The sequence below is a fragment of the Micromonospora sp. NPDC085948 genome (genome assembly GCF_040686315.1).
Taxonomy (GTDB): domain Bacteria; phylum Actinomycetota; class Actinomycetes; order Mycobacteriales; family Micromonosporaceae; genus Micromonospora.
In genome coordinates this window covers 168,012-194,526 of the sequence record NZ_JBFBJW010000012.1, presented here as the reverse complement: position 1 = coordinate 194,526, position 26,515 = coordinate 168,012, and the positions used below count along the sequence as shown (strand labels likewise).

Annotated in this window: 25 protein-coding genes; 14 read left to right on the top strand and 11 right to left on the bottom strand. The window is 71.5% G+C overall.

The genetic code is table 11. The annotated features are described in order from the left end of the window. Positions 1-3: 3 nt before the first annotated feature. On the bottom strand, positions 4-825 hold the full coding sequence (locus tag AB0O48_RS26450) for an RNA methyltransferase (protein WP_357253437.1): 822 nt from the start codon (positions 823-825) through the stop codon (positions 4-6). Between the two features lie 184 nt (positions 826-1,009). Here AB0O48_RS26450 and AB0O48_RS26445 point away from each other — a divergent pair, with 184 nt between their 5' ends. Continuing rightward, complete coding sequence (locus AB0O48_RS26445) at positions 1,010-2,035, top strand: hypothetical protein (protein ID WP_365068962.1); 1,026 nt, start codon at positions 1,010-1,012, stop codon at positions 2,033-2,035. 20 nt (positions 2,036-2,055) lie between these two features. Here the strand turns inward: AB0O48_RS26445 and AB0O48_RS26440 are convergent, their stop codons facing one another. Both AB0O48_RS26440 and AB0O48_RS26435 read right to left on the bottom strand, forming a co-directional pair. Beyond that, positions 2,056-2,868, bottom strand: a complete 813-nt coding sequence (locus AB0O48_RS26440; RefSeq protein ID WP_365068960.1) for a hypothetical protein — start codon at positions 2,866-2,868, stop codon at positions 2,056-2,058. A gap of 35 nt (positions 2,869-2,903) precedes the next feature. Beyond that, entirely contained in the window at positions 2,904-3,485 is a 582-nt protein-coding gene (locus tag AB0O48_RS26435) for a GNAT family protein (protein ID WP_357253113.1), read from the bottom strand. Between the two features lie 162 nt (positions 3,486-3,647). On the opposite strand from AB0O48_RS26435, the gene AB0O48_RS26430 reads away from it, so the two are divergent. After that, on the top strand, positions 3,648-4,757 hold the full coding sequence (locus AB0O48_RS26430) for a tetratricopeptide repeat-containing protein (RefSeq protein WP_357253116.1): 1,110 nt from the start codon (positions 3,648-3,650) through the stop codon (positions 4,755-4,757). Between the two features lie 16 nt (positions 4,758-4,773). Here AB0O48_RS26430 and AB0O48_RS26425 read toward each other — a convergent pair whose 3' ends face one another. Beyond that, positions 4,774-7,572: a CHAT domain-containing protein gene (locus AB0O48_RS26425; protein ID WP_365068957.1), complete on the bottom strand. Its 2,799-nt coding sequence runs from the start codon at positions 7,570-7,572 to the stop codon at positions 4,774-4,776. A gap of 74 nt (positions 7,573-7,646) precedes the next feature. On the opposite strand from AB0O48_RS26425, the gene AB0O48_RS26420 reads away from it, so the two are divergent. Next, on the top strand, positions 7,647-8,045 hold the full coding sequence (locus tag AB0O48_RS26420; protein WP_357253120.1) for a hypothetical protein: 399 nt from the start codon (positions 7,647-7,649) through the stop codon (positions 8,043-8,045). Then, the gene (locus AB0O48_RS26415; RefSeq protein ID WP_357572332.1) at positions 8,042-8,944 is read left to right on the top strand and encodes a hypothetical protein; all 903 of its coding nucleotides are present in this window, start codon (positions 8,042-8,044) and stop codon (positions 8,942-8,944) included. Before AB0O48_RS26420 ends, AB0O48_RS26415 begins: the two co-directional genes overlap by 4 nt. A 23-nt stretch (positions 8,945-8,967) precedes the next feature. Here the strand turns inward: AB0O48_RS26415 and AB0O48_RS26410 are convergent, their stop codons facing one another. Both AB0O48_RS26410 and AB0O48_RS26405 read right to left on the bottom strand, forming a co-directional pair. Then, positions 8,968-9,708, bottom strand: a complete 741-nt coding sequence (locus AB0O48_RS26410; protein WP_357253125.1) for a hypothetical protein — start codon at positions 9,706-9,708, stop codon at positions 8,968-8,970. A gap of 7 nt (positions 9,709-9,715) precedes the next feature. Continuing rightward, positions 9,716-10,978 carry an MFS transporter gene (locus AB0O48_RS26405; RefSeq protein ID WP_365068954.1) on the bottom strand — a complete coding sequence of 421 codons (1,263 nt, stop codon included), beginning with the start codon at positions 10,976-10,978 and terminating at the stop codon, positions 9,716-9,718. A 123-nt stretch (positions 10,979-11,101) separates the two neighbouring features. Between AB0O48_RS26405 and AB0O48_RS26400 the strand changes: the two genes are divergently transcribed. Both AB0O48_RS26400 and AB0O48_RS26395 read left to right on the top strand, forming a co-directional pair. Then, on the top strand, positions 11,102-12,034 hold the full coding sequence (locus AB0O48_RS26400; RefSeq protein WP_365068952.1) for a LysR family transcriptional regulator: 933 nt from the start codon (positions 11,102-11,104) through the stop codon (positions 12,032-12,034). Positions 12,035-12,141: 107 nt separating this feature from the next. Beyond that, complete coding sequence (locus AB0O48_RS26395) at positions 12,142-12,549, top strand: pyridoxamine 5'-phosphate oxidase family protein (RefSeq protein WP_357572328.1); 408 nt, start codon at positions 12,142-12,144, stop codon at positions 12,547-12,549. 75 nt (positions 12,550-12,624) lie between these two features. Here the strand turns inward: AB0O48_RS26395 and AB0O48_RS26390 are convergent, their stop codons facing one another. Both AB0O48_RS26390 and AB0O48_RS26385 read right to left on the bottom strand, forming a co-directional pair. Beyond that, entirely contained in the window at positions 12,625-13,239 is a 615-nt protein-coding gene (locus AB0O48_RS26390; RefSeq protein WP_357572327.1) for a hypothetical protein, read from the bottom strand. Between the two features lie 46 nt (positions 13,240-13,285). After that, positions 13,286-14,641, bottom strand: coding sequence for a serine hydrolase domain-containing protein (locus AB0O48_RS26385; RefSeq protein ID WP_365068949.1), 1,356 nt, complete (start codon positions 14,639-14,641; stop codon positions 13,286-13,288). Positions 14,642-14,853: 212 nt separating this feature from the next. On the opposite strand from AB0O48_RS26385, the gene AB0O48_RS26380 reads away from it, so the two are divergent. Then, a complete protein-coding gene (locus AB0O48_RS26380; RefSeq protein WP_365068947.1) occupies positions 14,854-15,390 on the top strand; it encodes a DUF4240 domain-containing protein in 537 nt (178 codons plus the stop codon). Between the two features lie 101 nt (positions 15,391-15,491). On the opposite strand, the gene AB0O48_RS26375 is transcribed toward AB0O48_RS26380, so the two are convergent. Together AB0O48_RS26375 and AB0O48_RS26370 are read right to left on the bottom strand one after the other, a co-directional pair. Next, positions 15,492-18,548, bottom strand: a complete 3,057-nt coding sequence (locus AB0O48_RS26375; protein ID WP_357572323.1) for a S8 family serine peptidase — start codon at positions 18,546-18,548, stop codon at positions 15,492-15,494. 219 nt (positions 18,549-18,767) lie between these two features. Next, positions 18,768-18,989: a hypothetical protein gene (locus AB0O48_RS26370; protein ID WP_357253153.1), complete on the bottom strand. Its 222-nt coding sequence runs from the start codon at positions 18,987-18,989 to the stop codon at positions 18,768-18,770. Between the two features lie 212 nt (positions 18,990-19,201). On the opposite strand from AB0O48_RS26370, the gene AB0O48_RS26365 reads away from it, so the two are divergent. The 6 genes from AB0O48_RS26365 to AB0O48_RS26340 all read left to right on the top strand — a co-directional run bounded on the left by AB0O48_RS26365 (position 19,202) and on the right by AB0O48_RS26340 (position 23,907). Further along, on the top strand, positions 19,202-20,014 hold the full coding sequence (locus AB0O48_RS26365) for a GntR family transcriptional regulator (protein ID WP_357572322.1): 813 nt from the start codon (positions 19,202-19,204) through the stop codon (positions 20,012-20,014). Between the two features lie 2 nt (positions 20,015-20,016). Further along, complete coding sequence (locus tag AB0O48_RS26360) at positions 20,017-20,775, top strand: protein phosphatase 2C domain-containing protein (protein WP_357253441.1); 759 nt, start codon at positions 20,017-20,019, stop codon at positions 20,773-20,775. A gap of 59 nt (positions 20,776-20,834) precedes the next feature. Next, positions 20,835-21,179 carry a cupin domain-containing protein gene (locus AB0O48_RS26355; RefSeq protein WP_365068944.1) on the top strand — a complete coding sequence of 115 codons (345 nt, stop codon included), beginning with the start codon at positions 20,835-20,837 and terminating at the stop codon, positions 21,177-21,179. 113 nt (positions 21,180-21,292) lie between these two features. After that, a complete protein-coding gene (locus AB0O48_RS26350; RefSeq protein ID WP_365068942.1) occupies positions 21,293-22,366 on the top strand; it encodes a LacI family DNA-binding transcriptional regulator in 1,074 nt (357 codons plus the stop codon). Further along, positions 22,363-23,373, top strand: coding sequence for an aminoglycoside phosphotransferase family protein (locus AB0O48_RS26345; RefSeq protein ID WP_365068940.1), 1,011 nt, complete (start codon positions 22,363-22,365; stop codon positions 23,371-23,373). Before AB0O48_RS26350 ends, AB0O48_RS26345 begins: the two co-directional genes overlap by 4 nt. A gap of 48 nt (positions 23,374-23,421) precedes the next feature. Then, complete coding sequence (locus AB0O48_RS26340) at positions 23,422-23,907, top strand: GNAT family N-acetyltransferase (RefSeq protein WP_357253170.1); 486 nt, start codon at positions 23,422-23,424, stop codon at positions 23,905-23,907. Here the strand turns inward: AB0O48_RS26340 and AB0O48_RS26335 are convergent. Beyond that, complete coding sequence (locus AB0O48_RS26335; RefSeq protein ID WP_357253172.1) at positions 23,888-25,180, bottom strand: MFS transporter; 1,293 nt, start codon at positions 25,178-25,180, stop codon at positions 23,888-23,890. The two genes, AB0O48_RS26340 and AB0O48_RS26335, sit on opposite strands and share 20 nt — an antisense overlap. A gap of 126 nt (positions 25,181-25,306) precedes the next feature. Here AB0O48_RS26335 and AB0O48_RS26330 point away from each other — a divergent pair, with 126 nt between their 5' ends. Further along, complete coding sequence (locus AB0O48_RS26330) at positions 25,307-26,509, top strand: FAD-dependent oxidoreductase (protein WP_365068939.1); 1,203 nt, start codon at positions 25,307-25,309, stop codon at positions 26,507-26,509. Positions 26,510-26,515: the final 6 nt, after the last annotated feature.

Below are 26,515 nucleotides of genomic sequence, written 5' to 3'. Positions count from 1 at the left end.
CCGCTACCCGCGCGCCCTCTGCCGTGCCGATTCGTACAGGACGACGGATCCGGCGGTGGCGGCGTTCAGGGAGCTGGCCATGCCCACCATGGGTATCCGGATCAGGTGGTCGCAGGCGTCGCGCCACGCCGAACTCAGCCCGGACGTCTCGTTGCCGACCACCAGCAGCGTCGGCCGGGTGAAGTCGTACTCCGCCGCCTCCACCGCACCGCTCTCGTCGGTCCCCACCACCTGCACGTCGACGCCGTCCGCGCGGATGGCCTCGACCCAGTCGAGCACCGTCCGGTGGGAGGGCACCCGCACCGCGGGGACCGAGAAGAGTGAGCCCGTGCTGGCCCGAACCGACTTGGGGTCGTAGACGTCGGCGGCATGGCCGGTGACGATGACGCCCCGGGCGCCGAAGGCGTCCGCCGAGCGGACCAGCGTCCCGATGTTTCCGGGGCTGGTGGGCCTGTCGAACACGACCGCGAGCAGGTCGGGACCGGTCGGGATGCGACCGAGGTCGTCATCGGGCAACGCCACGACGGCGAGCAGTTCCGGGGCGACGTCCGCCTTGCCACCCAGCTCGAGCATCAGCTCGCCGGCAACGGCCACCTTCGTCGCGCGGGCCGCGTCGAGGGTCTCGTGCGCCCAGCTCGACAGGTGTGCGTCCGCGTTGTACAGGAGTTGGCGGACCTGCCACCCGAGCTGGGTCGCGAGCGTGATGGGTCGGACGCCCTGCACGAGGAACTCGCCGCTGCGCTGGCGCTTGGTGCGGTTGCCCAACAGCGCCTCCCACTGTTGGAACCGCGCATTGCGAGTTGTCACCCGTAGGACCGCCACCAACCCCGCCTCCATCGCGTCTGACCGTGCGCCGAGCGTACTGGGGTGGGCACCGCGGTCGGCACGCGCTCCGGCCGGAGTCGGCCCGGCCGTGGTCGTGCTCACCCCACGGCCACTCCCCCGGCCGGGGCAGGGGATCCCCTGCGCAGGGGAGGAGAGACGACCCATCGCCAGAGATCATCGGTCCATGACGGTCCCCGTGGTCGCCCACCTCCGGCCCCGCTCGCCCGGATCTCGCGGGCAGCTGTGGGTACCACCGGCCGCCGCGCTGTGGGTCACCGCGTACGCGGTCGTGCACGCCTGGTGGGCGCTCCGGGGCGCGCCCCGATTCGCCGAGCCGGGCGAATCCTTCTTTCCCGGCGGGTGGCTTCCGGTGGTGCCCGCGGTGCTGTCGGCGGCGGCGATCCTGCTGATCAGCTCGGGCGTCGAACGCGACCGGAGCACGAGGGGCCGTTGGACGCTGGCCGTACTCGGCTGGGTGTCCGGTGTGTCGATGGTCCTGTACTCGTTCATGGTCCCGCTGACCCTCCTGATGATCCTCGGCGGCCTGTTCGGGATGGATCTGGACGCGATGGACTGGGTGACGCTGCTGGCACAGGGCAGTGGCGCCCTGGGCGGCGCCCTGACCATCGTCATCGCCAACGCCGAGCAGCGGCGGGCACGCGGGGCCTGCCACCGTTGCGGTCGGGTTCACGGCCGCCGGCCCGAGGGGCGGGACGCTCCGACGCCATCCTGGGCGTGGTTCGCCGGATACCTGACGGTCGCCGCCTGCCTGGCGCGCTTCACCGCCGAGCGGGTGCACGGCTTCCTGTCGAGCAAGGCACCGGAGATCCCCTGGACCTTCATGATCACTTTCGTCGTCCTGATGCTCCTCGCGGGCACACTGTTGCCGCTGGCGTTGGTACACCGCTGGGGCCGGATCTGGCCCGGCTGGGTCCTGCCGCTCGCCGGCCGAAAGGTCCCACGTTGGCTGGTGGCCGGCCCCGGACTCTTCGTCGGCGCGGGCCTCACCACCTATTTCGGTATCGCCGGCATGACCGCCTGGGCCACCGGCGACAACGTGGACGGGCCGGCGTGGTTCCTGGCCGTCGTGCTGCCGGCGTACACGCTGTGGGGTCTGGGGCTGCTGGTCGCCGCCGGCTCGTACCTCAGCCTGACCAAACCCGAGTGCACGCTGAGTCGAACGAGCGCTCCCCGGGCCGCATCTCGGTAAACGGGTCTCGGGGCGAGCCCTCAGCGCGGCAGGTGCGTCCAGTACGCCACCGTGGCGTCGTCCGGGACCTGGCCGTCGGGGTCGGCTTCGGCTTCGGCCTCCCGGACGGCCCGGATGACGCCGGCTTGGCCGTGGGCGGCGAGCAGGGCCAGCACGCCGGGCCAGTCGGTCCGCCCGTACGGATCGACGATGCGGCTGGCGCCGTTGCTGAGCAGCGCGATGCCGAACAGGTCGGCAAGGGACCGACTGCCGGTCACCGCCTCCCGGGCCGCGTGCGGGTCGTCCTTGGCGATCCAGTAGCCGCCCGGCCGGTTCCGGCGGGCACGCAGCGCGCTGGCACAGGAGGCGCGAATGCGGTCGTACTCGGGCGTGTCCCGAGCTACACCGCTCAGCGGGACGGAACAGTCGCGCCGGGCGATCACCTCACGCTCGTCGGTGATCACCTGCGGGCCGCCGTGGGCCTGGTCGAGGACGAGATAGGAATCCGCGAGGAGCAGGTAGTCGAGCCGACCCCGATGGACGCGGGCCAGCACGACTGTCGCCTGCGGGCTGCTGGGATCCGCGATGTCGCAGGTGTGCCGGTGCGCGGCGGCGATCTCGTCGATGGCAGTGGCGAGGACGGTCGCGAGGTCCCGGCCGTCGTCTGGCGACAACTGGCCGAGCAGCGCGCCGCCGAGGCGATGGGTGTACCAGGCAACCCCGTGGCGGCAGAGCGACTCCGCTCCCGGGATGCCCGCGCCGTCCAACAGGACGACAGCACCCGGCACCGCGCCGACGAAGTCCTCGTTGCGCCGGTTGGCCCTGCCGGGGCTCGTCGCCATGCTGACGTGCACTCTCGAACTCCTGACGTCCCGGCCGTCGATCCCCGTCAGGGGTGGCCCTGGTGCAGGGCCCACTCGTGCTCGAGAATCGACATGTCGTGGGCGTCGATCCAATCGTCGTCAAAGCGCAGGGCGTGGCGGCGGGTGCCTTCGTGGACGAAGCCGACTTTCTCGTACACGTGGCGGGCGCGGGGGTTGAAGTCGAAGACCTCCAACCCGACCCGGTGCATTTCGAGCTGGCCGAAGGCGTAGCCGAGCAGCAGCCGGGTCGCCTCGGTGCCCAGGCCACGATCGCGCCCCTCCGGCCCGATGAGGGTACGGAAGCTGACGCTGCGGGCGTCGGGGTCGTGACAGTTGAGGACGACCTCGCCGACCAGGGCGCCTGTCGCGTTGTCCACGATGGCCAGGTCCAGCCGGTCGTCGGTGGCGCCTCGGGAGCCGTACCAGTCGCGGCTGACCTCCAGCGGCGGGGCCTCCCCCAGCTCCGCGCTGCTGCTGACACTGCCGGTGAGCCGGGCCACCTCGGGATCGATCATGATCGCGGTCATCGCCTCGGCGTCATCGGCGGTCACGGGCCGCAACGTGACCAGACGCCCGGTCAGGGTCGGCTTGTGGCTGAGATTCGTCATTGACCTACCCCCGTGGCCGCGTGAACGAGAACTCACCATACGTCGTCGCCATTCCGGGCGTCCGGCTCCCAGCTGCCGAGGGATGACGGGGCGGAACATTGACACGTAGTCTGCTGTCGATGACGGGCCGTGTGGTTGTCGACACTGCGGGAGGTGCGAGCGGTGGGCAGATGGTTCAACCGCGGCCGTAAACGCGACGACGAGCCACCGCGCGAGTCGAAGCCGTCCGGCCCGGTCATCGAGATCACCGTCACCCAGGGCGGTCGTTCAAGCACCACGACCCTCGGTGGTCCGACCGCCTTCGGGTTGCAGTACCACGCCTACCACGAGCAGTACGGCGCGACCGACGCGCGAACGTTGGAGGCGGGGACCCTCTACGCGCAGGAGTTGATGCGCGACAACGACATCGACGAGGCCGTGGCCCTCTATCAGGAGGTCGTGGCGTTGCGCAGCTCGGCGCTCGGGCCGGAGCATCCGGACACCCTGCGCAGCAAGCACAGCCTGGCCTTCGCGCTCTGGCAGCGCGGCTCCCACGCCGAGGCGCAGCGCGTGCAACGGGACGCCTACGAGGCGCGGCGCCGGGTGCTGGGCGACGACGACGTCGAGACGTTGCGCAGCGGCAACAACCTCGGCTGGCTGCTGATCGAGCTGGGTCGGATGGACGAGGCCGAGCCGCTGCTGCGGCGGGTCGCCGACGGCATGGCCCGGACGCTGGGCCGAGACGACCCGGACACCCTGACCTGCCAGATGAAGCTGGCCGGGCTCCAGCACCTACAGGGCCGCAGCCAAGAGGCCGAACGGGCTCTGCGGGACGTGGCCCGGCGGCTGAGCCGGGCGGTGGGGTCCACGAACCCGGTGACGCTGCAGGCCCGCAGCAACCTGCTGGTCGTCCTGCTCGACAACGGCCGGGCGGCCGAGGCAGTCGACGCGGCCCGGTCACTGGCGGACGACGCCGGTCGAGTCCTGAGTAACACCGACGGCGTACTCCTGCACGCCCGGCACTCCCTGGCCCGAGCGTTGGACGGAGTGGGCCGGCGGGCCGAGGCGATCCGGTTGCTGGCGGACACGGTGCCGGACAGTGAACGGGGTCGCGGCGTCGACCATCCCGCGACCCTGGAGATGCGGACGCTCTTCGCCCTGCTGCTGGTCGAGGCGGGTGACCGGCGGGCGGGCCAGGAGGCACGGGCCGCGCTGGCCGGGTGCGAACGCGTACACGGCCCGACCCATCCCCACACGGAGAAGGCCCGGGCGCTGGTCCGGCGCACCCGCTGACGCCGACGGGCGGTGGTCAGCCGCCGGTGTGGATGTGCGCCGCCCACAGCGTCGGCGCCAGCGGGTAGCGGTCCCGCAGCGCCCGCACGGCCGCGTGCAGCGCGTACGCCGCCGCCCCGGTCGCGTCGCCGTGCTGGTAGAAGGCGGTGGTCAGGGCGAGGGAGATCGCGTCGTCGATCTCCCACAGGGTGCCGATGACGTGCCGGAATCCGGCGAGCTGGAAGGCGCCGGTGATGTGCAGCGCCTCGTCGACGAGGGTCGGCGGGGCCTGGGCGGTGGCGCAGGCCGACAGGAAGGCGAACTCCGCGTCCAGGTCGAGCTGGGACACGTCGGCCACGGTGAGGGGGCTGTCCTGGTGGTCGTGGACGAGCAGTCGGCCCTGCGCCGGGTCGTGCGGATCGGCCACCGCGTGGCACGCGAAGTGCGCGTAGGCCGAGCCGGCCAACCGGTCCAGGACGTGCTGCCGGGTGGCCGTCGCGTCCAGCCCCAGCCACGCTCCGGGCAGCGCCCCCGCCGCCGCCACGGCCTCGCGTTCGGCGCTGGGCAGCGCCTGCGGGCCGCCGGGGGTGGCGCGCATCGCCACGACGCAGGACCGGGCGTCGGGCCGGGACTGTCGCGGCCCGGTGCGTTTGCGGGCGAGCGCGGTCACGGTCGGGGTGTAGGAGGAGACCACCCGGTCGAGGGCGGATCGGCCGGCACCGGCCTGGGCGGCGTGCAGGGGGAAGAACGCCAGCGGGCCGACCGGGCACCACCAGACGCGGGGCAGCTCACCGGCCGCCCCGGGTGCGTCGATCCGGTCCAGCACCGGCCCGACGAGGGCATGCCACAACCATTCCAGTACGCCGGTGAGCACCGACTGGGCGCGCAGCCTGCTCCGCGCGTCCGCCGTCGGGTCGTACGCCGTGGTGGTGGCCTCCTGGAGCAGCCGTAGCTGCGTCATCGCGTCGGTCAGCGACAGATCCGGCAGCGGCAGCACCGTCACGCGGTGCTGCCGCAGGATGAGCGCGTCGCAGCGCAACTCGCTCGCGATCGGCACGATCACGGTCCCGTCGACCTGGTCGAGCAGCTGCCGCGCGCTGGGCGGGCGCAGGAAGTCACCCAGGCCGGGCAGCTCCCGGATCGTCGCCAGCAGCACGTTCCACTCGGTTTCCCGGTCCCGGCCGAAGGTGGTGCGTCGGGGCGCTTCGGGGGCGGGCGCTTCGAAGTCCTGGCGCATCCGCTGGAAGTCGACCGCCAGACGCGGGTCGGCGCGTTGGAGCGCCGCCCACTCGCCGTCCGCCGTCAACCGCTGGTGCAGCAGCAGGCCCCGGCCACGTTCGAGCAGCTCCAGGGCGCGCTCCGGCTGCCCGGCGCCGATCGCGCAGGAGGCGGCCGTCGCTGCCAACCCGGCCGTCGAGCCGAGGTCGGCGTACTGGTCGTGGCGGGTACGCCCCCGGGAGGCCAGCCGGGGCAGCAACGTGATGGCCTCGTCGAAGGCCTCCGTCGCCTCGTCCCACCGGCCCAGCGTGGTCAGCGTGTAGGCCGCCTTGTCGAAGGCCTGGATCCGGACCGGCACGGCGCCGGAGTCGATGCGGCCGGCGGCGCGCGCCCGCTCGGCGGCCTCGGTGAGCAGGGCGGGCTCACCGGTACGCAGATAGGTTGCCCGCAACGCCTGGGCGATGGACAACCCGGTCTTGACACGCTGCGGATCGCGCGCGGGCAGGGCGTCGAGCGCCCTGCGCAGCAGGACGAGCGCTTCCTCCAGGTAGGCGGGCTCCCCGGTGGCGTCGTAGAGCAGCCGGAGGCTGTAGCCCAACTGGTCCAGGTACAGGGCGTGGTTGGCCTCGCCGCGGACGGAGAGTGCGAGCGCCCGGCGCAGCAGGCCGATCGCCGACTCCAGGGCGGAGATGTCGCCGGTCAGTTGGTGGGTCTTCATGCCGACGCTGGCGAGACTGGCGAGCGCCATCCGATGTTCCGGATGCCCGTCTCCGACGGTGTTCAGCGCGGCGGTGAACTCCTCCCACGCCGGGCCGAGCAACTCGGCGCGGCCGGTGCGGTCGACCAGGGTGAGCAACGTCTGCCCGGCCAGGAAGCGCGGGCCGTTGCTCTGCGGGGTGTGCCCCCGCAGCACCGCGACGGCCCGCTCGGCATCGGCGGTGTGGGTGGTCCCGGCCGCCCTGACCAGCAGGCACCGGGCTCGCAGCATGACGATCTGGTCCTGGTTGGGGCCGGTCGTGTCCACCGAGGACACCAGCTCCATCGCCTCGTCGACGTAGTCCTCCACCCCGGTGAGCTGGTGGGCGCGCAACAGCGCCTCCGCGTGGATGCCGCGCAACACGGGCCGGTGCTCCTCGCTGATCCACGACTCGGCCAGCTTGGCGATGGCCGTGAGCCGGTAGAGCGTGTCGACCGAGCCGTCGAAGGTGTGCCGGGCTCGATGGACCTGGCAGGTCTTGAGCATCAGCAACGCGCTGTTGCCGAGGTCGGCCGAGGCGTCCTCGGCGAACTGCAGATACTGCTCGGCGATGTCCAGTAGCTGCGGATCACTGTCGATCCGGGCTCTGGCCAGCAGCACATCGGTGTACGTGGCCAGCGCGCGGACACCGTGCGCCGTACCCAACTCCTCGGCCAGAAAGGAGTCGGCCATCGTGCGGATCGCGGCCTCCAGCACGACGGTGGCCTCGATCAGGTCCTCCCGCGCCTGGTCCGCGTGGTGCCTGTCGAGCAGCGCGGCCCCCAACTCCACCTGGGCCTCGGCCCACCGCCGGTCCCCACGCGGCTGCCCGGCCGCGGCCCGACGCCAGTGGTCGACGGCGTCCCCTGCGTAGCGGCTCACCGGCACACCTCCCCGTCGCGGTCGCTCCCCAGCCTGCCAGCCGCGCGTCCACATCGACAGGAGATAATCAGCCGATGAGTCAATCGGCGCCGGACAGGCGACTCGACGACGACCGGGCGGCCCGGCTGGCCCGGGTCTGCGCGGACATCGCGCAGGTGGGCGACCTGCTCGGGCCGGAACCGGCCCGGGCCCTGGCGCGGCTGCGGGACCGGCCGCTGTCCGACCAGGGCGTGGACGCGGTGCTCGCCGAGGTGACCGAGTTGATGCGCCGTAGCGGGCTGGTCGGTGGTGACACGACCGCCCGGGGCCACCCCTACCTGCCACTGGCCGGCATCCACGGCCGCCGCCCGGAGATCGTCCAGGTGTGCCCCGGTGACCTGTGCGACCGGGTGGAGATCCCCCGGCCGGACGCCGGCCCGCCGCACTGCGCCGTGTGGGACTGCTCGCTGCCGACGTTCCGGATGGACCGGTGAACGCGGTCATCGCCTCGCTCGGCGGGAAACTGGCGGAGCGGTGGCTCGCCGGGCTGGCGTTGCCCGGTGTGGTGTTCGTGGCGCTGGCCGCCGTGGCGGTGCGACTCGGCCACGCCCACTGGTGGGACCTGCGCCTGCTGGCGCGGGAGGTGGACCGGCTCGCCCTCGGGTCACCGGCCCCGGGCACCGGCTCCGCGCTGCTGATCGTCCTCGGTGTCGTGCTGGCCAGCGTCGTCGCCGCGACGGCCGCTCAGAGCCTGGAACGCCTGGTCGTGGCCCTGTGGACGCAGGGCTGGGGCCGGGCCGGCGAGGCGGTGACACGTCGGCGGCGCCGCCGGTGGCACGCCGCCGTGGACCGCTACGAGAACGCCCTGCGGGACAAGGCACGCCGGTTGCGGTCCGCCGACGGCGCGACCGGACCGCTGCCGGACACCCAGGCGCTCGCCCGCGCCTGCGACCGGATCGCGTTGACCAAGCCGGACCGGCCAACCTGGATCGGTGACCGCATGATCGCCACGGCGGTACGGGTGCGGGACTGCTACGGCCTGGACCTGGCCGCGGCCTGGCCCCGACTGTGGTTGCTGCTGCCCGAGGAGAGCCGGGACCCGCTCGCCCTCGCGCAGGCCGACTTCACCGCCGCCGCCCGGCGGGTGGGCTGGGGGCTGCTGTATCTGGCGCTCGGCCTGCTGTGGTGGCCTGCGGCGGTCATCGGCCTCGGCCTGTGCGTGGCGGGTTGGCGACAGGGCCGCGGCACGGTGTCCGTGCTGGCCGACCTGGTGGAGGCGGTGGTCGATCTGCACGTCCGCGCCCTCGCCGCCGCGCTGGGCCACCCCACCGACGGCATGTTCGGCACGGCCGACGGCCAGGCGGTGACAGTCCTGCTCCGCAAGGACCGATGATCCTGAGCCGACGGTGCTTCCGATCAGGCTGGCGTCGTCGGGCCGCCGAGGGCAACTGTGCAGCGTTCCGACCCACCGTCCCGGTCGTACGCCAGCGTCAGCGTGCGCGCCTCGTCCGGCGGGCCGGGTTCGAAGACCACCGTCTCCATGGACAGTCCCCCGCGCTGTTCGCCGCTGCCGCCGCCCGCCCGGTACTGCGTTCCCGCGTCGTCCCACCCGCGCCACCGCCGCAACCGGTCGTGCATGCCGTCCAGCGAACCCGGGTCGCGGGCGTCGGTGCCGGCGTACGCCAGCCTCACCAGGACCATCGTCGACCAGCGTTCCAGGCTGATCAGCGTGGCGGGCACCGCGTGAAGCGTCAGCGTGCGACCGGCCAGCGAGATCACCTCCCGCAACCGGGCAGGGTCGACACCCGGCTCCTGCCACCGCGCGCGGTCACGACCGTGCTGTAACGCCAACTGTTGCCGGGTCTCGACCGACAGCGGCGCCCAGTGATCGGGCGTCAGGCGACCCTCGGTCGACATGCGCTTCTCGGTCGACATGCGCGTCTCGAGACGGGCCAACCGGCCACGTCGCTCCAACTCCCGATCCAGGTCGGCGAGGATGCGTTCCATGTCCTCCTGAGCCAGGGCACCGGCCGCCACCAGTCCCACCGCCACGCCACGGATCTCCGAACGGTCCACCGTCAGCCCGTGCGGCGGCTGACCAGCACCGGCGGGCAGTCGATCGACAATGTACTTCTCCAGGTACGCCCGTCCCTCCATCCACCCATCATCCATCGACGCGCCCGCCGACGCGGACGGGCTCGGCCGGCCGGACCGGCTCCGACGCCGACCAGTCCTTCCGCCTGGGCAGCAGGAGCGGGGTGGCGAGCAGGAGTACGCCGGAGACGGTGATCGCGGCGAGCGCGCTGGTGCGGGTGGCGAGCACACCCCAGATCACCATCAGGACGGCCTGGAGGAGTCTGCTGCTGGCACTCCAGGTGCTGAGGACCCGGGCGGTGTGCACCACCGGAGTCCGTTGCAGGCGTTCGGTCGCGTAGATCGGATTGAAGATGCCCATGCAGGTGATCAGCAGACCCTCGACGACGATCACGGTGACCACCCCGGGGATGCCGGGCTGGACGAACGCGAGACCGATAGGGAACACCGATCGCAGCCAACCGGTGACCATCAGGACGCGGTGCCGGCCGTGGCGGTGCACGAGGCGCGCGGACAGGCGGGCACCCACGAACCCGCCGAGCGCCGGGATGCCGAAGGCGAGACCGTACTGCCAGGCCGGGACGTCGTACTCGCCCAGCAGGAGAACGGCCAGGAGCGGGGCGGTGGCCATGATGAGGCCGCCGACCAGCACCGAGTTGAGAAACAGACCCCGCAGGACGCGGTCGCCGAGGATGACTCGCCAGCCGTGCAGCAGGTCGGCTGGGCGCAGCCGGGTGACCCGGTCGCGGGGAGTCGCGACGTCGCCGCCCCGAATACGCAGGACCGCGAGCGCGGACAGCAGGTAGCTGAGCGCGTCGGCCAGGATCGTGACGACCGGGCCGAGCAACCCGACGAGCGCGCCACCGACGGGCGGACCCATTGCGGTCGCCGACCAGGTCGTGCCCTCGAACCGCCCGTTCGCCACCAGCAGGTGCTCACCACGGACCAGATACCTCAGGTACGCGCCGGAGGCGGCGGCGAACGCGATGCTCGCCGTCCCGGAAACAACCGAGACAACCAGCAGTTGACCGTACGACAGGACGCCGAGGACGTACGCGACCGGGACACTGACCATCGCCGCGAACCGGACCAGGTCCATCGCGATCATGACCGGACGCTTGGCCCGGTGCTCGACCCACGGTCCGAGCGAGAGGGCGAGGATCGCCGCGACGGCGAGCCCCGCCGCCTCCAGGAGTGCCACGGCGAACGCCGACGAGTCCAGCACTCGCACCGCGAGCAGCGGAAACGCGCCGAAGGCGAGCCACGTGCCGTAGGCGCTGACACCGTACGCCGACCACAGCCACCCGAAGTCGGGCCCCAACCGGACGCGCATGTGACTCCCTCCTGACAGGCGGTGTTCGGATCGGGGCATCCCACCCCACGGGCCGGCGCGGAATCAAACAACCGATGTTCGGGCGAGCCACAACCAGCGGTTGTGCGTGCGCATAATGGGTCGGTGGATACCGAGGCGGTGCGATCGTTCGTCCGGGCGGCGGACCTCGGGCAGCTGCAACAGGCGGCCGACGAGCTGGGCGTGACGCAACAGGCCGTGTCAAAGCGGATCGCGGCCCTCGAACGTGAGCTCGACGTGCGGTTGTTCACCCGTACCGCCCGAGGGGTCGAGCTGACGCTCGACGGCCAGGCGTTTCTCGCGCACGCCCGGGACGTCGTCGCCGGTGTCGACCGTGCCGTCGCCGCGATCAGGCCCGGCTCGCGGGCCCTGCGGATCGACGTCCTCGGACTGCGAACCGCGCAGGCCGTCGTCCTACACGACTACTGGCGGTCGCATCCGGAAATCACCCTCGACGTGGTGACCCTGCGGGTCAACGACCCCCGTGCGGCGGCCGCCGCCGTCCAGGCGGGCGACATCGACGCCTCGTTCCGCTCGGTCACCGACCCGGCCGCCCTGCCGCGCGACGTGCGGATGATCCGCGCGTTCGACTCCCCGACGGAACTCCTCGTCGGCCCGCGGCACCCGCTCGCCGGCGCACGCTCACTGACACCGGCACAGCTACGCGGTCATCGGATCTGGGTGCCGGGCATCGCGCCGCGCAGCGAATGGGCGGACTTCTACGACCAGCTCGCGACCGACTTCAACCTCCGCATCGACGCGGCCGGCCCGCACTTCGGCGACGAGGTCCTCCTCGACATCCTCGCGGACTCCGCCGACGTGGCAACCCTCGTCGGCTCGCGCGACCGGTACCTCTGGCCGGCGAACCACGACCTGCGCCGCATCCCGATCGTGCGTCCGACGCTCGCGTACCCGCTGTCGCTCCTCCTGCCCCGGGCGAACCCGCACCCGGGCCTGCGGGCGGTCATCGACCACGTCGCGGGCCTGACTCCGCTCCCCGCCGCGACCTGGCGCCCCTCCTGGGCACCGGCCACCTGAGGGTGCCGGCACCGATGTCGTCGTCCAGGCGTTGAACCCGCAGGCAACTGCGCGCGGACATCACCGCGATCGGGTAGCCGATCGCGGCGGTGTGATCGACTTGCCAGGTGACCGAACTCCGCACCACACCATCGAGGGACGTCGAGCTTCGTCTGGCGCAGGAGAGGAACGTCTGGCTGTGTACGTTGCGGCGCGACGGCTCCCCGCACCTGACGCCGGTCTGGTTCGTCTACGCCGCCGAGACCTGGTGGATCGGCTGCGACAGCCGCAGCGTCAAGGTTCGCAACATTCTGGCCGACCCGCGGGTTTCCCTGGCCCTGGAGGGCGGCGACGCTCCCGTCGTGGCGGAGGGTGCCGCCCGGGTGCACCGCGGCGCGTTACCGAGCGCCGTCGTCACCGTGTTCGCCAGCAAGTACGGCGGCTGGGATGTCAGCGCACAGGTCAGCCCGGAGGGCGAGCGAGTCCTGCTGGAGATCCCCGTCCGGCGGTGGCTGCTCGCCGGCGTGGCGCAATAGCCATCTCGGTTTAGCGGTCAAGTCCCTACCCGCTGCCGGTGCATCTCCGGTCGGATCAGCCGGTCCGGCGGGCGGTCAGGGGGCGGCCGTTCGGCGGCCACCGTGCGAGGCGACCAGGGCGTCGGCCACGATCGCGGCGTCGGCCTCGGCGAGGTCGGCGGGATACTCCGGCAGGAGGTCGTCCCAGATGACCAACCAGGATCCGAAGAGCTGCCCCTGGCCCTCGGGCCGCGCGAAGAACCAGACGTGCAGGTGGGCGGCACCGTCACCGACGCGGTAGACGTGGGCTCGCGAGATGTGCGGCAGGGCCTGCACGTGGCGGACGATTCGCGTGCTCAGCAGTCCCAGTTCCGCGGCGAGATCGTCGGGGAGGTCGGCCATGTCGTAGTGGTCGCGCGGATACAGCATCAACGCCAACGGCACGCCCACTCCGGTGACCCGGGCCAGCCGCCAGTGCTCGTTGAACCAGATCCCCTCGTCCCGCTCCTCGCAGTTGCGGCACTCCGCCGGGTCCTCACCGTGTCGGGCGGGCTCGGGCAGCACCGGCGGGCGCAGTGGCGCGACACGCAACCCGTCCTGGTCGAAGGGGCTGATGTCCCAACCCGTCATTCCCGCCGCCAGCGGAAGCCGCCGCTCGCTGTCCGCGACGGACATCGCGTGGTCATAGAACTGGTCAGGACTCAAAGCCATGGCGGGAAGACTAGTACAACCAAGATCCTTTTGGTGTCCGTCGCCCTCACGACCGTTTCGCGGTCTGGGTAACTCCTTCCTGCCGCAGTTCCAGGATGTGTGGCTGGCCGTCGGACGGCAGGAAGCGGATCTCCAGGTCGAGTCCTGGGTGGAGGTGGCGACCGTCCGGGGCGGCCACCAGCGTCACCGGTTGCTGGCTGGGCGCGGAGAAGATCAGCTGACCGTCGGTGACCGCGACGTCGATCGGATAGTCGTCACGCAGGACGTAGTGGCCCGCGACGTCGTCGAGGGGTGCGGTGGCGAGACTGCTGGCGTACCGACGGTCGGCGGCGGCGCGGATGCTGGCCAGCAGCTCCCAGCCGTCCTCCGAGTTGGTCATCGCCGCGACCGCGGTGCCACTGTCGGGCCACACGTAGGAGAAGCAGGTGTATCCGACGTTCAACCCGGTGTGCCCGAACCGCCGACACCCGGCGCGGTCGCCGATCTCGGTGCCGAGACCGTAGGAGCCGCCCGGAATCTGCGGTGCCCACATCTGGGTGGCCAGGTCGCGGTCGAGCAGCGTCGAATTCCCCGAGGCCGCCCGGGCGATCTCCAGGTCGAGCCGGAGCAGGTCGGTCGGGGTGCTCCACAGCCCGGCCGCCGCCAACTCCGGTTGTGTTCGCCACCCGCCGGGGATCCCGGTGCCGCCGATGTGGTGGCCCCGCGCCACCAGATGCGGTCGCTGGTGTGGAAACCGCTGGTCGAAGCTGCTGCCGGCCATGGCCACCGGGTCCAGCACCAGTGTCCGCATCAGATCCTCGAACGGCGTACCGGTCCCGTCCATCAGCACCTGCTGAAGTACGCAGTAGTGGCTGCCCGAGTAACGGAAGCGGCTGCCCGGCAGCAGGGTCGACCGTACCGGTGCGGTGGTCGTCGGGCCGCTGCCCTCCAGGACCTGCACCAGCGACGGGGCGCGATCCCCGGCGTAGCCGCGATACCAGGTGTCGGACAGGCCCGCCGTGTGGGCCAGCAGCTGCCGTACGGTGACCGCTGGTTGCCGGCCCGCGCGGTCGAGCAGTCGCCACGAGGTGAGGTAGTCGCGGACGTCGGTGTCCAGATCCAGCACGCCGTCCTGGACCAGTCGCAGTGCGCCGAACGCGGCGACGTGCTTGCTGATCGAACAGGCCGCGAACGTCGTACGTTCGGTCACCGGCGTCGACGTCTCGCCACCCGTGACGCCGTACCCCAACGCCCACACCTGCCCGCTCAGGTGCCCGACGGCGATGCTGACCCCCGGGACCTGGTAGCTGCTCATCAGGTCGGGCAACGAGGCCGTGTCCGCCGAGAGCTGACCGGAGGACACCTGCCGGTCAAGGCGGCCCAGCAACTGGACCCAGTCCTGCGAAAAATCCCCGTCGTCCACCGCGCCGATTCTTGACCAGATACCAGGGTGGTTCAAGAGACCCGGCGAGCAAGCCCTGCCGGTACTCGTCGACCAACTCCACGGCGACGACGAATCGCTGCGGGACTGGGCTGCCAGAGGCCTCGAACGGCTCGACACCAAACAAGCACGTCGCGAGCTGTACCAGGCCCGCACCGCTGGCTTGATCACCTGACCAGCGCTACGGTCCGTCCGTGGACGAGAACGCTTTCTGGGCGCTTGTCGAGGAGTCCCGACGGGAGAGCGGAGACAACACCGAACTCGCCTCACGCGTTCTCTTCCGCCGCCTCCGCACGCTCGACGCGACCGAGGTCGTCGAGTTCGTCCGGCTCTGGGAACAGGCACGGTCCCGCCTGTACTCCTGGCCGGTGACCGACGCGGCCTGCCTGCTGCTCGGCCCGGTCGAGGAGGAAGACCTGTGCCACATCCAGGACTGGATAATCTCCTACGGTCGCGCGGTGGCGGAGCGGACCGCTCGGGATCCGGACAGCCTCACGGACCTTGCCGCGGATGCGGGCAACGCCCGGGCGCAGCGGTTCGACGAGTTCACCACGGAGGCGCATATCGTCGTCAGCGGCACCTGGCCGCCCGGCTACGACCCGGACGGACCCGAGGATCTGCTGGGTGAGCGCACGGACCTCAACGATTGGGCTGCCGTCCTCCGACGATTTCCCAGACTGGCCGCGTTCCGGCGGGACCACCCCGAACTCGGCGTTCCCGAGCTTCGCTGACCAATCTGGGGCCGGCGTACGCCACCACCTGACCGCTGGGTCGCGAGCCGGAAAGGGCGTGGGGCGGCGCGCATCGGCACCGCCCCACGCTCTGCTACCGGTTACTCCCAGGAACTCTGCTGCGTGTAGACGAGATTTCCGGGGATGACCGCGCCGCTGGTGCTGTACTCCGTGTACGACCAGAAGTCGCCCTCGGGCAGCGGCTTGTTCGGCTTCAGCGTGAACCCTTGCGTCGAGCCGCGCTCCACCGAGGAGGGGAGCGTCAGCGTGGCACCCGCGTACGTCGCGTTCCGGCCGATGATGGCGTGGCTGAACTGGAAGTCGACGACCGGGCCGCCGGGGTACTGGGCGAACACGTACGCGGTGTAGCGCCCCGGTTCGGGCAGGAACTTGTACACCTGCTCCAGACTGGTCCAGTACCTGTCACTGCTGTAGACCAGCTTGTCGCCCTTGTACAGGTAGAGGTCCAGGTTCGTGTTCGGGTCGTCGGTGTTGACCTCGGCCATGATGCCGGCGGTGTTCGCCGGCACGGTGAAGTCGAACTTCTTCACTCCGGTGGCGCCCGGGTCGAACACGCCGCCGGAGACCCCGGCCGGCATCGAGTACGACGCGCGCCGCATCGGCGTGTAGCCGGTGCTGCGACCGGACAGGGATCCGGTGAAGCCGGGCTGGATCGCGCCGAACGAGCCGCTGGTCATCCGACCGAATTCCTCCCCGTCGTCGGCGTACGGCCGGGGCATGATTCCCCACGGACGGGCGGTGACCGGGATCCGGGCGCTGTGGGCCTTGCCGCGCCAGCCGATCGACCCGGTCACGTACCGGTCCCAGGGCGCGCTGCCCCGACGCAGCGTGATGGTCACGGTCGCGGACGTGCCGGGTGCCAGCGTCACCGACGCCGGCGTCACGGTGACCTTCATGCCGTCCAGCCCGGACACCGACGAGCGGTAGGTCTCCCGCGCCTTGCCCACGTTGGTCAGGGTGCGGGTGAGTGTCACCGGACGGGTCCCGTCGTACTCGCGCAGCGAGATGGCCGGCAGGTTGAGTTCCTTGCCGTCCGGCGCGGCCGTCTCGCTGAAGGTGACCAGATCCGCCGCGGTGGGCGCGATGACCAGTCCGGGGTCGGCGGCCCCGGCCAGGTTGATGAAACCGCTGCCCTGGTCGAGGGGACTGCTGGTGCCGACCGTGTCGGTGGCGGTGGTGCGCAGCGCCGAGGCGACCGCGCCCGGCGACCAGGTCGGGTGCGCGGCACGCAGCACCGCGGCCGCGCCGGCCACGTACGGCGAGGCCATCGAGGTGCCCGAGTACGCGTCGTACGCCCGCCCGAAGTTGCCCGCCGGGGAGACCGCGGCGATGATGTCCGAACCCGGCGCGACCAGGTCCGGCTTCGCGATACCGACGGCCACACTGCTCGGGCCGGTGGAGGAGAAGTCCGCGACGCTGGGCACGCCGGGGACGCTGGAGCCGTCACCGCCGCTGCGCAGGGACACCCGCGCGTCGGTCGGGTGGCGCATCAGGTAGTTGAACAGCGTGCCGGCCTGCTTCTCGGTCGGCAGGTAGACGACCGGGAAGTTGAAGATCGAGTTGATCCGGTAGTTGCCGGTCGGCTCGAACACGACCATCGCGGCGCCGCCCTTGGCCTTGATCTCGGCGGCCGAGCCGAACATGTTGGACAGCGCGCAGGCGACCACCTTGCCCTTGATCTTGTCCGGGTCGAGGCTGCCCGGTTCGCAGTAGACCGCGCCCAGATCCGGCGATCCGGCCTGGTCGCCGAAGACCATCGGCGTGTCGCCGCCGGGCAGCGCGTCCAGCGAGCCGCCGACGAGCTTCGTGCCGTCGCCGAGCTTGACGGTCGCCTCGTCGAGCTTGGTCACCGCCGCGCCGACCGTGGTCACCCACGGTGCCGCGTTGCTGATCGCCCCGCTCACGATGCCGGTGTTGCCGGCCGAGGCCGCCACGAAGACTCCAGCCAGCGTGGCGTTGAGGAACGCGATGCCGATGGGGGTGTTGGCCTCCCAGTCGCCGAGTTCGCTGCCGATGGAGAAGTTGATCACCTGCACGCCGTCGGCGACGGCGGCGTCGATGCCGGCGATGATGTCGGCGTCGAAGCCCATGCCGTTCCAGAGCACCTTGTAGACGGCGATCTGGGCGTCCGGCGCCACCCCGGAGACGGGACCGAAGCGCCGACCGTCGATGGTGACGTTCGGGATCGGCAGACCGGCCGCCGTGGACGCGGTGTGCGTGCCGTGCCCGTTCATGTCGCGGGGAGACAGCACCTCGCCCTCGGGCACCGAGCCGCCGCCCGCGAGCCACGTGTCGGCGAAGTACCGGGCGCCGACGATCTTGCCGTTGCAGTGCTCGGCCACGAAGGCGACACCGGTCTGGCAGGTGCCGTGCCAGGTCGAGGGGGCCGGCACCTTCTTGGCGAACGACGCGCTCTCCGGCCAGATGCCGGTGTCCAGGACGCCGATGACCATGCCCGCGCCCGTGCCGGGGCCGGGCTTGACCGGCTTGCCGGCGGGACCTCCCGCCGGGGGCTGCTCCGGCGTGGTCGGAGCGGTGGGTGCCGGGGCGGTCGGCGACGGCGCGGTGGGCGGCGGCGTCCTGGTGCCGAGTGCCTGCGCGGCGGTCACCGCACGCACGCGCTTGTCCGCCCGCAGGGCGGTCACCTGCTCGGCGGTCAGCTTCGCGGAGAACCCGTTGAAGGCGGCGGTGTACGCCGCCTTGACGGTGACCCCGGCGGCGGCAGCGACGGCCTTACGCTGCGCGTCGAGGTGCCCGCGGTAGGCCCGCGAGGGTGCCGAGGTCACGTCCAGCCGGGCGCCCACCTCCGGACGGGTCCGCGCCAGCCCGGACACACCGCCGGCGTACGCGGTCAGCGGGTCCTCGGCCAGTTCGACGACGTACATGCCCGAACCGGTTGCGTCCACGGCGGCCCGTTGGCTGGCCGCGTTCCGGCCGCCGGGTCGACGATCGGCCCCGTCGGTCAGGGTGACCTTCTTGTCCTGCCCGGTGGTGAAGTAGCCGGTGCCGCTGCCCGATGCCCCTCCGGGCGCCGCCGACGCCGATCCCGCAACCCCGGTGGTGCCAGTGATCAGGGCGACGACAAGCGTCGGTATCGCTAGTCGTCGCAGCCTGTTTCCGCTCGTGCCTGTAGCCACGAGGCTCCTTTCGATGGCTCCCTTGTGGAGCTGTTCCACGATCACGATCCGCTCATGGGAGCGCTCCCCCACCTAAGCCGCCGATGGTTAATCGATGGTTTGCGCGGTGTTACGGATCGCCGGTGCGTATAAGATCACGTTCGGTCGGCCGTGCCTAGATCAAGTTTCCCCGATGCGGCCTGAGCAGGGCGGACCCCGGCAAGCCCTCGAGGCGCACGGTCAGCGGTCCTGTCTGACCTTCGCGATGTCCAGATCCAGCCGGAGGCCGAAGGACCTGGTGAAGTCCTCCAGGCAGTCCGATCGGAAGATCTCCCGCGCACCGTCGAGGATGGCGACTGCCCCGGACGGGAGGTCGAAAAGGTAGCCGACAACCTCCTCGTCCCTGATGAGAACGAAGACCTGCGGCACTTCCGCCACGACAACCGTCGGGATCTCAGGCATCGGCGGCTTGCTCGCGGGTCGCAGCTAGCCTGGCTCGCGACGATTTCCAGTCATGTACGCCCGCCTCCTGAACATGCCGGTGCGCCCGGCTTCGACGGCTGACCCACCCTCGCGCCTCCGGACGACAGATTGTCTTGGGACAATCGATACAAGATAGTCTGGGGACAATCTGGCTCAGAGTCAAGGATTGTCACGGGACAACCGGGAAGGGTGTGGGCGTGCCGGTGCACTCGCGCTACCTGAACATCGCGGCCATGATCCGCGAGCGGATCGAAGCCGGAGAGTGGGAACCGGGCGCGCGGCTTCCGACCCTCAACGAACTCGCTGCCGCATACGACGCCAACCGCGACACCGTCGGGCGGGCCATCGCCCTGCTGGAGACGGAGGGCTACGTGTGGGCTGTGCAGGGGCGGGGCATCGCCGTTCGATACGGCACCATGCGTCCACGTCGACCCCGCGGCGATCTGGTCAAGCGCAACGAGCAAGCAACCGGATACTCATTCCCTTCGGCTAGCAGCCAGGAGGTATGGGTTCGCCACGGCAAGGCCATCAATGCGCCGGCCCCACTGGACGATCCCCGCATCGCCAAGCTTCTTGGCGTGCAGCCCGGCACCGAAGTGCTTCGCCGGTTTCGGGTTACCGGACCAGTGTCGGAAGCCCCATTTCAGATCAACATCTCGTGGATTCATCCACGTGTCGCCGACATCGTCGCCGACCTGGACGCGAACCCGGCGGCGGGCGAGTGGCTGCACCACATCGAGGCCGCCGGCCACTGGCCCATCAGTTGGATGGAGATTCACCGCGCCCGGATGCCCAGCAAAGACGAAGCAGCCCTCTTGGAGATCCCCACCAACCTGCCCGTACTGGAGATCGTGCGAGTCGGCACCTCGGGAGGCGACAAGAAGCCGGTCGAGGTGACCGAGTACGTCGTGGCGAGCGACCGAGTCGAAACGGTCCACGTCCTGCACCGCGACTCGAACGCCAAGGAGCCGTGGCCCGACGCCGAACCGAGAAATGGGTCATGACCATGGCCCTCACGGTCGAAGCCGCCAGCCGCACGCACCAGGGCCTCATCCGCAAACGGAATGAGGACTCCTACAGCCAAGGGCAATGGCTCTATGTCGTGGCCGACGGTCTCGGCGGCCACGTCGCCGGTGACATCGCCAGCAGCACAGCCATCGCTGCCGTGCAGCCGTACGACCGCCCGGTAGATCCGGAGGATCTTGCTGATGTCCTGGGACGGGCCGTCAACGAAGCGAGCGAGGCGTTACGCCGGAAAGTCCGCGAGGACCCGAAGCTGGCGGGGATGGGGACCACGTTTGTCGCTTTACTGCGATCCGGCAGTCAGGCGGTCGTGGCGAACGTCGGGGACTCCCGCGCCTACCTGATCCGACGCCATGGTTCCCACGACAATCCCTTGCTCCAGATCAGTGAGGACCACACCTACGATCATCTCGTCGCCGGCGCTCGAAAGGTGCCCAACCTCCCCGAGAAGTTGACCCGCTTCCTCGACGGCCGCAACGACGGCCGGTCGGCCGACCTGACGCCACTCCGGCTCCATCCCGGCGACCGGGTCCTGCTGTGCTCTGACGGACTGAGTTCGTACGTGCCACACGAGCAGATAAGGGCTGCGCTCGACTCCGATGGCAGCTCGGGGGACGTCGCCGATCAACTCGTGGCCTCGGCGATCGATCAGGGTGGGCACGACAACGTCACCGTCATCGTCGTTGACGTGACATCGGCGCCCGGATCGATCCGTCATCGGTTCGTCGAGTCGATCCATTGAACCCGGGTCCTCGAATTCCGCGGCCCCGCCTACTCCCCTTGCCGTACTAGGCTTTCGCCATGCTGATCATCGATGGCGCGGGCCGGTGGACCGCGCCCGCCGGGGCCGCCAACGACTGGGTCGAACAGCTGCGAGTGCCGGACCTGTCGGTGGGGACGTACTGCATCCCGGCGGGCGGCCGCGACGACCAGAGCCCGCACACCGAGGATGAGATCTACGTGGTCACGGCGGGTCGGGCGCGGATCGTGACCCCGGACGGCGCGGCCGAGGTGCACCCGGGTTCGGTGATCTTCGTGCCGGCTGGCGAGGAGCACCGGTTCGAGGAGGTGACCGAGGACCTGGCGCTGCTCGTGGTGTTCGGCCCGGCGTACGGCTCGCGCGCTCCGGACCGGCCAACCGAGTAAGGCGGCGGCGTCACGGCTGCCACCGCTGCCACCCCGCAGGAAAGGGTTTTCTCGCGGTACCGTGGCGCTAGCCGGCACGGCGAGACGCCGTCGACAGACCGAGAGGGCGGGCCATGGCGACCCTGTCCGATGTGGCACGCCGGGCGGGCGTCTCACCCGCCACCGCCTCCCGCGTCATCAACTGCAGCAGCAAGCCGGTGACCAACGAGCTGCGGGAGCGGGTGCTCGCCGCCGTCGCCGAATTGCAGTACGTGCCGAACGCCCACGCTCAACTGCTGGCCCGCTCGCACCGCAGCGCGGTGGGCGTGATCGTGCACGACGTCTCCGACCCGTACTTCGCCGAGATCACCCGTGGCCTGCAACGCGTCGCCACCGACCAGGGCCGGCTGCTGATGATCTGCAACAGCTACCGGGATCCGGACCGCGAGCTGGAGTACGTGGAGCTGCTGCGCGGCCACCAGGTCGCGGCGCTGATCCTGGCCGGGTCCGGTTACCACGACGAGGCGTTCACCCGGCAGCTCAACGAGAAGCTCGCCGCGTACGAGGCCACCGGCGGGCGGGTGGCGGTGATCGGTCGGCACGAACACTCCGGCGACGCGGTGATGCCGGACAACCGGGCCGGCGGCTACCTCGCCGGACGGGAGCTGTGCGGGCTGGGGCACCGGGTGATCGGGGTGGCCGCCGGTCCGCGCATCCTGACCACCACGACCGACCGCCTGGCCGGCCTGCGGCAGGCCCTCGGCGAGCAGGGCCGGGACCTGCCGGAACGGCGCATCCGGTACGCCGGGTTCGACCGCGACGGCGGCGCCGAGGCGACCGCCCGACTACTCGACGCCGACCCGGAGCTGACCGCGATCGTGGCCCTCAACGACTCGATGGCCATCGGGGCGCTCGCCACCCTGCGGACCCGTGGGCTGGCCGTGCCGCAGCAGATCTCCGTGGTGGGGTTCGACGACATGCCGATCGCCCGGGACGTCACCCCGGCGCTGACCACCGTGCGGTTGCCGCTCGTGGACCTGGGAGTCCGGGCGATGTCCCTGGTGCTCGGTGCGGAGGCCCCGACCCCGCGGGTCGAGGTGCTCCCCGCCGAGCTGGTCCGCAGGGACACCGCCGGTCCCGTTCCGCCCGCCGCACCGGTGACCGTCGGCGCCGCGCCGCGCGCTCGACGGGGTGACACCGCCTCGTGACCGTCGTCAGCCCGACGCAGCGTCTGCTCACCGGTGACGACGTGGCGTATCTGGTCCGGGCGTCGTTCGGCCCGCACACCCGGGTCCGGGACGCCGGACCGCTGGCCGGCGGCGGATACGCGACGGTCTGGTGGGCACGCCTCGACGACGACCGCCGGGTGGTGCTGAAGCTCGCCCCGCCGGCCGGTACGCCGCTGCTGCGCTACGAACGCGGACTCTGCGCCGCCGAGGCCCGCTACTTCCGCCTCGTCGCGGAGCACGCCCCGCAGGTACCCGTACCCCCGGTGTTGTGGCACGGCACCGACCCCCCGTACGGCGAGTGGTTGGTCACCGCGCTGCTGCCCGGCCGGTCCCTGTCCGAGCTGGCCAAGGCCGACGTCGCCGTCGACGACGCGCGCTACGACCTCGGCGTCGCCCTCGCCGCGTTGCACCGGGTCACCGGCGACCGGTTCGGGTACGACGGTGCCCGGGCCGGCGCAGCGACCTGGCGGGTGGCGTTCACGGCGATGCTCGACGCGCTGCTCGCCGACGCGACCGACTGGCACGTGCGGCTGCCGGTGACCCCGGATCGCCTGCACACGCTCGTCGGACGGCACGCCGACGCGCTGGACGAGGTACGCCGACCGGCGCTGCTGCACTTCGACTGCTGGGACGGCAACGTGCTGGCCGCGCCCGACGCGCAGGGTCGCCTTCGGCTGTGCGGCCTGGTCGACGGCGAACGGTTCCTCTACGGCGACCCCCTGCTGGACCTGGTCTCGCCGCTGCTCTTCCGGCGCGTCGAGGACGACCCGGAGCATCCGCTGTTGCGCGGCTACCGCGACGCCGCCGACACACCCTTGGTGCTGGACGCCTCCGCACGCCGCCGCCTCGGTCTCTATCGACTGCACCTGTACCTGCTGATGACCGTGGAGATGCCCAGCCGTGGCATGACCCCGAGCAGCCATCCGCAGCGGCACGCCCGGCTCGCAACGCTGCTGGACGCGGAACTTCGCGCGCTCACGGCCTGACCCCAATTCCGTTTGTCCGGGCGGCTCGCCGCTCCTACCCTTCTCGGCGTGCAGATTCGGGAGTTCGTGGCGGAGGACTGGTCGCAGGTGTGGCCGATCGTCGAGGAGGTGATCCGGGCGCGGGAGACCTTCCCCTACGACCCGGCGATGACCACCGAGCAGGCGTACGGCATGTGGGTGGAGACGCCGCCGGGTCGGACCGTCGTCGCGGTCGACGGCGAGCGGGTGCTCGGCACCGCGAAGATGGGCACCAACCGGCCCGGGCCGGGAGCGCACGTGTCCACCGCGAGCTTTCTGGTCGCCGCCGAGGCCCGGGGCCGGGGCGTGGGCACCGCGCTGTGCCGCGACGCCCTGACCTGGGCCCGCCTTCAGGGGTACGCCGGCATGCAGTTCAACGCCGTGGTGGAGAGCAACAGCTCAGCGGTCGAGCTGTACCGGCGGGAGGGTTTCGCGGTGGTCGGCACCGTGCCCGGCGCGTTCCGCCACCCCACCCTCGGCCGGGTCGGTCTGCACGTCATGTACCAGGAGTTCTGACCGGCGGCTGACCGGCCTCGGCCACGGCCGGCGGACGACGCGCCTCGGCGCCGGCGCGGCGGACCGGGGTGAAGAGGCCACCGACCGCGACCAACAGGCAGCCAGCGCCGGCCGCGAGGGTGACCGCCTGGACGCCGTACCGGCCGGCGGCCCAGGTCAGCGTGGCGGCGCCGATCGGCCCGAGGGCGTAGTGCGTGCTCCAGAACGCCGAGGTGACCCGACCGAGCAGGTGGTCGGGGGTGATCTCCTGGCGCAGCGACATCGAGCAGATCCCGCCGACACTCAGGCAGCACAGGTACACCGCGGTCAGCGCGGTGACCGCCGGCACGCTCGTCGCGAGGCCGACGCCCGCCACGGCGAAACCGCAGACCGAGTGCGCGCCGATCCAGGTCGCGCCGAAGCCACGTCGACGGCGCAGCGGGGCCACCAGCAGCGCACCGGCGACCGTGCCCAGCGCCGCCAGGCCGAGCACCGCGCCGACCGTGCCCTCGGAGCCGCCGAGGTCGTGGGTGACGTGGTAGATCAGCACGTCGGTGAAGCCGTAGGTCAGGAAGATGAACACCGACAACAGGACGGTCAGCGCGCGCAGCACGGGCTGCCGCCACAGGAACCGCGCACCGGCCAGGAACTCGGCCAGTGGCCGCTCGCGGGTCGCCGGTGCGGCGGCGTCGGCTCGTACGGGTCGCAGCCGGATCAGCCACAGACCGGTTGCCGAGAGGGCGAAGCTCGCCGCGTTGACGGCGATGGCGAGCGCCGGGCCGAAGCTGGCCGACACCACGCCGGCGAGCAGCGGCCCGAGGACGGCCGCCGCCGCGTACGTCGCCTGCAACCGGCCGTTGGCCTCGGTGATCCGGTCGGAGTCGACGAGGTTGCGGACCGCGGTCACCGCCGCGACCTGGAACAGCATGCCGGCCGCCTCGCAGATCGGCAGCACGACGAAGAGCAGCCAGACCTGCGGGCCGGCGAGCCAGGCAAGTGGCACCAGGCCGTAGAGCACCAACCGAGCCAGGTCCGCCACGATCATCAGGGTGCGGCGGTCGTACCTGTCGACGAGCACCCCGCCGAAGATCCCGGCGACGACGGACGCCGCGCCCGCGACGGCGGTGAGCAGGCCCATCTGCGCCACCGACCCGGTGGCCTGGAGGACCAGCAGCGGCACCGCCAGGTAGGCGAACGAGTCACCGGCCGCGGAGAGCGACTGGGCGACCCAGTACGTGCCGAAGGTGCGGTCCCGCCACAGCGGAGGCCGGCCGAGGGCGGCGGATCGGCTCATCGCGACGAGGGTAGTGGACCCGGCCACCCAGTGCTGGCCGTGGCGGGCGTCACACCGACCCGATGTCACGAAGCCGGGGCCGCCGCGCATCTCGTGGTCGTCAATCCCCGCAGAGAGGCGACAACAATGAGCACAGCGCACACCACCGGCCCGGCGGGCACGCACCACGTCCTGATGCTCGGTGCGGGTTACGCGGGCATGGCCGCGGCGACCCAGCTCGCGGCCCGGACCAGGAAGGCCGACGTGCGGGTGACCCTGGTGAACGCGCACGAGCGGTTCACCGAGCGCCTCCGGCTGCACCTGACGGCGACCGGGCAACGCGTCGCCGAGTTGGACATCCCCACGCTGCTGGCGGACACGGGCGCACACTTCGTCCGCGGCTGGGTGACGGCTGTCGACGCGCAGGCGAGGACCGTCCGGATCGACGACAGTCGGGTGCTGCGCTACGACACCCTGGTGTACGGGTTGGGCAGCGTGACCGACACGGCGGTGGTGCCGGGTGTCGAGGAGCACGCGTACACGCTGGACGGTCCGAGCGACGCGACGACGCTGGCGGATCGGCTGGCGCGGCTCGGCGGCGGCACGGTCGTCGTGGTCGGCGGCGGGTTGACCGGCGTCGAGTCGGCCGCGGAGATCGCCGAACGCCACCCGGAACTCGACGTCGTGCTGGTGGGCCGGCAGGATCCCGGGGCGAGGATGACCGCGAGGGCGCGGTCACACCTGCGGGCCGCGCTCACCCGCCTCGGTGTCCAGGTGATCAGCGGGACAGCGGTCACGAAGGTGCTGCCCGACGGGGTCGAACTGGCCGGTGCGCGGACCATCGCGGCCGACGTCGTCCTCTGGACGGCCGGTACGCGGGTGTCGCCGCTGGCCGCCGCCGCGGGGCTGACCGTGGACGAACGCGGTCGCGTCGTCACCGACGCCACGTTGCGGTCGGTGTCGCACCCCGACGTGTACGCGATCGGCGACGCGGCGGCGATCCGGCAGGGCTACGGCGTCCTGCACGGAACCTGCCAGAGCGGCATGCCGACCGGAGTGCCAGGCCCGACGTCCCGTCCGGGGCGCGGAGTCGGTCGCCGCCTGGTTCGCGGCCATCGGCACCGTCACCTACCAGGGCGTCGAGCCGCACGACATGCACGCCGCCCTGGTCGAGATCAACGGTGGTCCGGGCCTGGTGTTCAGCGGTGCGGGCCGCGTGGTCGCCACCATCTGCCTCGACATCGACGCCGCTGGCCGCGTCACCGCCATCCACAACGTGGCCAACCCCGACAAGCTCCGAGCGGTCGCCGACGGCACCACCCACCATCTCCGGACGGGCTGAGCCGCTGACGGGCC